Raw genomic sequence first — 6,864 nt, forward strand, 5'->3', positions numbered from 1 at the left:
CCCTTCGGAGGGTGGAACTGACGTCGGATCGGTGGGTCGGCGGGTCAGTGGACGCCGTGGGCGTCGTCGCTGATCCACCAGGCGGCCGTGGCGCCGGGCAGGACCCCGGGCGGGCACGGGCCGCTGGACAGCAGGGGGGTGCCGGAGACCGGCGCGGGCGTGGGGGCCGCGCCGAAGTTGACGGCGCAGACCAGTCCGTCGCCGCGGACGAAGGCCAGCACTCCGGGCGGGGTGTCCAGCCAGCGCAGGGTGCCCTCGCCGAGCTGCGGGAGTTCCCTGCGCAGGTGCAGGCCGTCGCGGTAGAGGTGCCAGAAGGAGCGGGTGTCGGCGAGGGCCCGGTCGGTGGCGTACTCGGCGAAGTAGTCCGGCTGCGGCAGCCAGGGCTTGGCCCCCTCGGCGCCGGAGGTGAAGCCGAACGGGGACGCCTGCCCGGACCACGGCAGCGGCACCCGGCAGCCGTCGCGGATGCGGGCGCGGCTTCCGGTGCGGCGGAAGATGGGGTCGGTGAGCACGTCGTCGGGCAGGTCGACGACCTCCGGCAGGCCCAGTTCCTCGCCCTGGTAGATGTACGCGGCTCCGGGCAGCGCCAGCATCAGCAGCGCGGCGGCCCGGGCGCGGGCGGGGCCGAGTCCGCTGCCCTCGGGGGTAGGTTCGCCGTAGCGGGTGACGGTGCGGACCTGGTCGTGGTTGTTGAGGACCCAGGTGACCGTGGAGCCGGTGCCGGCGATGTCCTGCATGGCCTCGGTGATGACCTTGCGGAACGCGTCGGCGTCCCAGGGGGCGCTCAGCAGGTCGAAGAAGAACGCCTGGTGGAGTTCGTCGGGGCGGACGTACCGGGCGTGCTCGCGGGCGGTGGGGACGGAGACCTCGCCGACGAGCAGGCGCTGCCGGCCGTCGCGGACGGTGTACTCCTCGCAGATCGAGCGCCACCGCCGCCAGATGCCGTGCACCTCGGGCTGGTTCCAGGCGAGCGGGTTGACCGAGTCGCGGGTGCGGGCGTCCGCCTCGGGGTCGTCCGAGTCGGGCAGCTCGGGGTGCTTGTAGAGGCCGGCGGCGACGTCGATGCGGAAGCCGTCGACGCCCCGGTCAAGCCAGAAGCGCAGGATGCGGTCGAACTCGGCGGGGACCTCGGCCTCGCGCCAGTTCCAGTCGGGCTGCTCGGGCGTGAACATGTGCAGGTACCACTGGCCCGGCCGGCCGTCCGGCTCGGTCACCCGGGTCCACGCCGGGCCGCCGAACATGGCGTGCCAGTTGTTGGGCGGCTCGTCGCCGTCGGGGCCGCGCCCGTCGGCGAAGTGGAAGCGGGCGCGGGCCGCGCTGCCGGGCGCCGAGGCCAGCGCCTGCCGGAACCACGGGTGGGCGTGGGAGCAGTGGTTGGGGACGATGTCCAGCAGCACCCTGATGCCGAGCCGGCGGGCAGCGGCCATGAGCAGGTCGAACTCGGCGAGGTCGCCGAAGAGCGGGTCCACGTCGCAGTAGTCGGCGACGTCGTAGCCGTGGTCGTGCTGGGGCGACGGATAGAAGGGGCTCAGCCAGATCCCGTCGACGCCGAGCTTCTTCAGGTACGGCAGCCCGGCCCGGACGCCGGCCAGATCTCCGACGCCGTCGCCGGTGCTGTCCAGGAAGCTGCGGACGTACACCTGGTAGACCACGGCGTCGCGCCACCAGGGGTGGTGCTTGCTTGTCATGCATGCATGTTAGGTATCTGTTTCACGGGGGTGTCAACGAGTGCGCCGTACACTACCGACCGGTTTACCTTTTGAATCGGGTCATTGATGGGCAAATCAACCATGAATGAGACGGGCGCGTTACCTAACAAGTAACTAGGGGAAGATCGTCGGCGAACCGCTCGCTAGCGGTGCGCGACGGCCGCCAGCTCACGCGCCAGCCGCCGCACCGCGCTCTCGGGCGTCTCGCGCCCGGTCAGCGCGTCGTGCAGCACCGCCTGCACCACCAGGCTCACCTGGTCGTAGTGCGGGCTCTTGGGGCGCGGGGCGGCCGCCAGGACGGCGGCGCGCAGGGTCGGCAGGTAGGGGAACGCCCGGATCAGCTCCGGATCCTCGTACAGCTCCGCCCGTACGGGCGGCAGCGCGCCCCGGGTGAGCACCTGGCGCTGGACGTCCTCGCCGGTGAGGTAGGCGATCAGCCGCACGGCGGACTCCGGATGCCGGGCGTGCTCGGCGACGGCCAGGTTGGAACCGCCGAGGACACTGGTGCCCGGCCCGTCCGGCCCCGGCAGCGGCACGGCACCGATCTTGCCGGCGACCTCGGATCCGGGGGCGGAGGCGACGGCGTACGCGTAGGGCCAGTTGCGCAGGAAGAGCAGGTGCCCGTCCTGGAAGGCCTGCTTGGACTCCTCCTCCTTGTACGTCAGCGCCTCGCGCGGGATCCAGCCCTCGCGCACCCCGTCCGCCAGGAACCGGATGCCCTCGCGGGCCGCCGCCGAGTTCACGGTGACGCGCTCGCCCTCGTCGCCGAGGATGCTGCCGCCGGCCGAGTACACCGCCTCGGCCGCGTTCACGGTCAGGCCCTCGTAGGGCAGGAACTGGCCCGCGTAGCCGTCGAGCCCGTACTTCGGCGCGATGGTCCTCGCGTCCCGCTCCAGCTCCGCCCAGGTCCGCGGCGGCGCCACCCCCTCCTTCGCGAGGACGTCCTTGCGGTACAGCAGCAGCCCGGCGTTGGTGACGTACGGCACGGCGTACAGCCGCCCGTCGTAGGTGGCCGTGCCGACGACCGGCGGCAGGAAGGACTCCAGCGGGAAGCGGTCGCGCGCGAGCGGGCGGATCCAGCCGGCCGCGGCGAACTCCGAGGTCCAGTCGACGTCGATGTTGAGGACGTCGAACCGGCCGCGGTCGGTGCCGCGCAGGTCGGTGACCATCTGCGCATGGGTCTCGTCGGCGGAGTCCGGCAGTTCGACGAGGGTGACCCGCTCGTCGGGATGGGCGCGGTTCCAGCCCTCCAGGAGGGGGCCGAGATATCCGGTGAGATCGCCCGCGGTGGCCAGCGTCAGCGGGCCCCGGCCGGCGTCGTCGGCCTCCCCGGCCGGTACGCCGGAGGCCACATGACCGGTCAGGACGACCAGCAGAACGAGGAGGCCCCTACCGGCGGCGCGTATCCACCGCATAGGTTCCTCCTTAGCACACTGCGCCGGGCACCCTTGTCCGGGAGACAGAGCAATGTATACCTGTTAGGTATGGGCGATACTAGGGCCTGGAGCAGACAGCACCATACGAGGCCGGAGGAGGACAGCACGAGTGCGCCAGTCCCTTCTGGCACTGCTCGCCCGTGGCCCCGCCCATGGTTACGAGCTGAAGCAGGACCTTGAGCAACTGCTGGGCTCCGCGTACCCTCAGCCCAATATCGGCCAGATCTATGTGACCCTCGGCCGCCTGGAGAAATCGGGGCTCATCGAGGGCGAGGAGATCGAGCAGTCCGGCCGCCCCAACAAGAAGATCTACCACCTCACCGACGCCGGGCGGGACGAACTGCGCGCCTGGTTCGACGAGACGGCGGACGAGCCGCGGGTACGGGACGAGTTCTTCATGAAGCTGGCCCTCGCCCCCCGCACGGGCCTCGCCGACCAGATCGCCCTGATCAACCACCAGCGGCGCCAGTACCTCAACACCATGCGTGATCTGTCGAAACTGGCCGCGGCCGAGAACCGGGACAACCGAATCGCCCATCTGCTGATCGAGGGCGCGATGCTGCACCTGCAGGCCGACCTCGACTGGCTGGAGCGGTGCCAGGAGGAACTGGAGGAGCTGGAGTGAGCGACAGCGCCCCTCCCGCGCTCAGGGCGGAGGGCCTGGTCAAGACGCACCACGGCGAGGGCGCGCCCGCGCACGCCGTGCGGGGCGTCGACCTGTGCGTGCGGCGCGGCGAGTTCGTCGCCGTGACCGGTCCGTCCGGCGCCGGCAAGTCCACGCTGCTGCACCTGCTCGGCGGGCTGCAGCCGCCGGACGCGGGCCGGATCACGCTGGACGGCGAGTGCGCGGACTCCTGGTCGGAGGCGCGCTGGGCCGTGGAACGCCGCAAGCGCATCGGGATCGTCTTCCAGTTCTTCAACCTGGTCTCCAACCTGTCCGTCGCCGACAACGTGGAGCTGCCCGCACTGCTGGCCGGCGTCTCCCCCAGGAAGGCCCGCGCCGAGCGGGAGGAACTGCTGGCGGAGCTGGGGCTGACGGGCAAGGGGCGCAGCATGCCGGGCGAGCTGTCCGGCGGTGAACAGCAGCGGGTCGCGCTCGCCCGCGCGCTGGTCAACCACCCCTCGCTGCTGCTGGCCGACGAGCCCGCCGGCAGCCTGGACAGCAAGGGCACCCGCGAGGTGATGCGGCTGCTGTCCCGCTTCCACGGACGCGGTCAGACGATCCTGCTGGTCACCCATGACGCCCGGCTGGCGAGCGCCGCGGACCGGGTGATCAGCTTCTTCGACGGGCGAATAGCGGACGACGCCGCCCTGGACGGCAGACCGACCCGCGGCACGGGGCTCTCCGGTGTGCTGGAGCTGAGGGACTGACCGATGCGGGCGACGCTGCGCTGGGCGCACTCCGATCTACGAACGCACCGTGGCGAGGCGCTGTTCATCGTGCTCGCCACCGCGGGCATCGTCGCCTCGCTGCTGCTGGCGACCGCGCTCTTCGGCTACGCGACCAACCCCTGGCAGCGGGTCTTCACCCAGGCCCGCGGCGCCCATGTGTGGCTGCACACCAGCGCGTCCGCGGACACCGGCAGGCTGACCGGCCTGGCCGGCGTGGACTCCGTCGCCGGTCCCTTTCCCACCGAGTCCGTCACCGTCGCCTCCCGGGGCGCCCGCGCCGCGGTCGAGCTGCGCGCCACGGACCGGCAGCCCTCCGTCGCGCGGCCGCTGCTGGTCTCCGGCCGCTGGCCGGACGCCGCCGACCCCGACGCGGTGGTGCTGGAGCGCCGCCTGGCCCAGGCGCTGCTGGCCGAGCCCGGCGACACCCTGAACCTTCCCGGCACGGCCCGGGCACTGACCGTGGTGGGCGTCGCCGACTCCGCCGAACCCCGCTACCGCCCGGGCGAGCGTCCGGGGCTGGCCTGGGCGTCACCGGCGGCCGTGCGCGCCCCGGGAGGGCAGGTCATCGGGCTGCGGCTGACCGATCCCCGGGACACCGATTACGCGGTGCAGCGCGCGGTCACCGTACTCGGCGCGGGCACCGTCGGCGAAGTCTCCACCTGGCGGCAGGCGCGGGCCGAGGCGCAGGGCGACAACCGGCTGCTGGGCCAGGTCCTCGGGCTGTTCGGGCTGGGGGCGCTGCTCGCCGCCGGTCTCGCCGTGCACGCGGCGATCGGCACCCGGATCCGCGGACACCTGCGGGACATCTCGGTGCTGAAGGCGATCGGGTTCACCCCCGGTCAGGTGGTACGGATCTTCCTGCTCCAGCACGTGGCGTACGCGCTGCTCGGCGCCCTGGCCGCGGCCGCCCTCCTGCGCGGTCTGGGCGCCCGGCTGCCGGGACGGCTGGGCGAGGCCGTCGGGGTGTGGCAGGGGCTGCCAGGGCACACCGCGGCGCTGGTCGCGGTGCCCGTCGCCGCCGTGCTGTTCATCGGCGCGGTGACCGGGCTCGCGGCCTGGCGGGCGGGGCGGGTGCCGTCGGTGCCGGTGCCCCGGCCGGCCGCGCCGGCCGGCGGGCGTCTGTCGGGCGCGGCGCGCCGGGCCCTCGGGCTGGGGCTGCCGCCCGCGCTGGTCCTGGGCTGGCACAAGGCGTTCCCTCGGCGCTCGCGCGGCGCCGTCGCGATCGGGCGACTGGCGCTGCCGCTGCTGTTGATCGTGGTGGCGATGAGCGCGTGGACCACCCTGGACCGCTTCCACAGCAGCCCCGAGCGGGTGGGGATGCCCGCGGCGCTCACCGCACGCGCCGACGGGACACTGGACGCCCGGGAGACCCGGGCCCTGCTGGAGGGCTCCCCGCAGGTCGCCACCGTGTACCCCGGTGTGGAGGTGGCGGCGCTGGTCCCGGGGCAGACCGCGACGATAGCCCTGCGCGGCCTCGGCACGACCGACGAGCCCTACCCGCACACCGTCGCCGAGGGCCGGGCGCCGAGCGGGCCGGACGAGGCGGTGGCCGGACGGGGTCTGCTGGACCTGCTGGACGTGCGCGTCGGCGACTGGGTGCGGATGACGGTCGGCGACCAGCCGCAGATCCTGCACATCGTGGGCCGCAGCATCGAACCGGAGAACGCCGGCCGGGTCATCTCCACGTCGCTGGACACCCTGCGCGAGAACGACCCCGGTCTGGGGCCGACCCTGTACCAGCTGCGGCTGCGGCCGGGCGCGGCCCCGGACAGCGTCGCCGCCGAGCTGACGGAGTCGGCAAGGGGCCACCTGGACGTCCACCCCGTGGCCAACCCCGCGGACGGTCTCTCACCGCTGCGGGCGGTCGCCGCCGGTCTGATCGCGGTGCTCGCCCTGATCGGGCTGATCGAGCTGCTCACCGCGATCGGCGGGACGGTCCGCGAGGGCGAGCGGGACCTGCCGGCCCTCAAGGCCATCGGCCTCTCGCCCCGGCAGATCACCGCGGTCACCGTCACCGCGACCGGCTGCACCACCCTGGCCGCGACCCTGCTGGCCACGGCTCTGGGGCTGCCCCTGGCCCACTGGCTGATCGACGCCCAGGGCACCTCCAGCGGCATCGGGGCGGGCATCGCCCGCAGCCCGTCCTGGCCGGTGGTGCTGCTCATGGGCACGGCCACGGTGCTCGGCGCGGTCGCCCTGAGCGCCCTCCCGGCCCACCGGGCGACCCGCCGACGGCTGGCGGACACGCTGAGCGCGATCGCCTGAGGGCGGATCTGACCCGCGGGGAGGGCGCCTGCGGCACCTGGGGCGTCTGCTACCTGCCGCGC

Annotated in this window: 5 protein-coding genes; 3 read left to right on the forward strand and 2 right to left on the reverse strand. The window is 73.5% G+C overall.

Going from position 1 to position 6,864, the window contains the following annotated elements; all coding sequences use genetic code 11:
* Nucleotides 1-44: 44 nt before the first annotated feature.
* Both AC3ET3_RS31615 and AC3ET3_RS31620 read right to left on the reverse strand, forming a co-directional pair.
* Nucleotides 45-1,688, reverse strand: a complete 1,644-nt coding sequence (locus AC3ET3_RS31615; protein ID WP_432139305.1) for a glycoside hydrolase family 13 protein — start codon at nucleotides 1,686-1,688, stop codon at nucleotides 45-47.
* 164 nt (nucleotides 1,689-1,852) lie between these two features.
* Nucleotides 1,853-3,124 carry an ABC transporter substrate-binding protein gene (locus AC3ET3_RS31620; protein ID WP_432139304.1) on the reverse strand — a complete coding sequence of 424 codons (1,272 nt, stop codon included), beginning with the start codon at nucleotides 3,122-3,124 and terminating at the stop codon, nucleotides 1,853-1,855.
* A 130-nt stretch (nucleotides 3,125-3,254) separates the two neighbouring features.
* Between AC3ET3_RS31620 and AC3ET3_RS31625 the strand changes: the two genes are divergently transcribed.
* The 3 genes from AC3ET3_RS31625 to AC3ET3_RS31635 are packed head-to-tail and all read left to right on the forward strand — an operon-like array spanning nucleotide 3,255 to nucleotide 6,802.
* The gene (locus AC3ET3_RS31625; protein ID WP_432139303.1) at nucleotides 3,255-3,770 is read left to right on the forward strand and encodes a PadR family transcriptional regulator; all 516 of its coding nucleotides are present in this window, start codon (nucleotides 3,255-3,257) and stop codon (nucleotides 3,768-3,770) included.
* Nucleotides 3,767-4,516: an ABC transporter ATP-binding protein gene (locus tag AC3ET3_RS31630; RefSeq protein ID WP_432139302.1), complete on the forward strand. Its 750-nt coding sequence runs from the start codon at nucleotides 3,767-3,769 to the stop codon at nucleotides 4,514-4,516. The genes AC3ET3_RS31625 and AC3ET3_RS31630 overlap by 4 nt, the downstream gene beginning before the upstream one ends.
* Nucleotides 4,517-4,519: 3 nt before the next feature.
* Nucleotides 4,520-6,802: an ABC transporter permease gene (locus AC3ET3_RS31635; protein ID WP_435613343.1), complete on the forward strand. Its 2,283-nt coding sequence runs from the start codon at nucleotides 4,520-4,522 to the stop codon at nucleotides 6,800-6,802.
* Nucleotides 6,803-6,864 lie beyond the last annotated feature (62 nt).

It is taken from the genome of Streptomyces sp. bgisy159, assembly GCF_057707805.1.

Coding starts and splice junctions, on each gene's coding strand:
- AC3ET3_RS31615 (WP_432139305.1), bottom strand. CDS start 1,688: ATGACAAGCAAGCACCACCCCTGGTGGCGCGACGCCGTGGTCTACCAG.
- AC3ET3_RS31620 (WP_432139304.1), bottom strand. CDS start 3,124: ATGCGGTGGATACGCGCCGCCGGTAGGGGCCTCCTCGTTCTGCTGGTC.
- AC3ET3_RS31635 (WP_435613343.1), top strand. CDS start 4,520: ATGCGGGCGACGCTGCGCTGGGCGCACTCCGATCTACGAACGCACCGT.